1 protein-coding gene is annotated in these 866 nt (G+C 40.0%); it reads right to left on the bottom strand.

What is annotated here, in order from left to right:
• Positions 1 to 620: 620 nt before the first annotated feature.
• Positions 621 to 866: polysaccharide biosynthesis/export family protein (locus tag D5R40_RS33405; protein WP_282433712.1), on the bottom strand; the 246-nt coding region annotated here is incomplete at its 5' end.

Here is an 866-nt window from a genome sequence, read left to right as displayed (position 1 = left end):
TTATCCTTATGATTAGTGGGTTAGTTTCATTAAACTCATTCACGTCAGCTATATGTTTAATGGTGTAACTAATGCCTTCAAACAAAAAAGGACGGCCAAAATAATATACTGTTGAGTCTCCTTCTGCAAGAATTAGATTGAATCTTTTGTCGTCAATGGGGCTTACTTTTAGACTTTTGCCATATGCTTTTTCAACCGGATAACAGTTTCGAGTTCTATGATTTGTTGAGGATGATAAATCTCAGTGGGTCTTGATCCTGCCTTCCGCAAAATAAGTCACGTTAATTACCCAGAGAGTCTACAACTTTGCATCAAACTCCGAGATTTCAGTATTGAAGTTCATGGAAATATTGGGTACAGAACGGAAGCCAAGTTCTTCGACCACGGCTTCTTCCGAAAGACTAGACTTTGTAGTTTGTCTTTAATAAAAGTGTACTCTTACATTGTATACAGTATCGTATATCTTAGACTTAGCCAAGCAGCGGAGATTTGCTATCAAGAGGCCAATGCGCAAACCAATACCAGTTCCGCAATAAAAGGAATAAGATTTCTCGGATGTCAATCCCCTCTTCTTTTGATTGCTTTCTGTTTTTGGAAATAAAGTTTGATCCATGCAATAATTATCTTGTCAATGTAATGATGAGGGCCACCAGCGAAAAGGTGGCGGAACCATAGGCAATAAAGCGCTGCGCTGGATCGGCAACAAGCGCTGTTTTCACCTGTAGTGGCTCCACATAAATGACATCATTCTGCTGCATGTAAAAGTAAGGCGAGCTGAAGATTTCTGGGGATTGCAAATCTAAACGGGCATACTCTCTTTTCCCACTCTGCTCACGCATTACCAAGATGTTTTTTCGGTTCCCATA

It is taken from the genome of Okeania hirsuta (assembly GCF_003838195.1).
GTDB lineage: Bacteria > Cyanobacteriota > Cyanobacteriia > Cyanobacteriales > Microcoleaceae > Okeania > Okeania hirsuta.
Note: the sequence above shows the minus strand (reverse complement) of the source record. Positions and strands in the feature narration are given on the sequence as shown.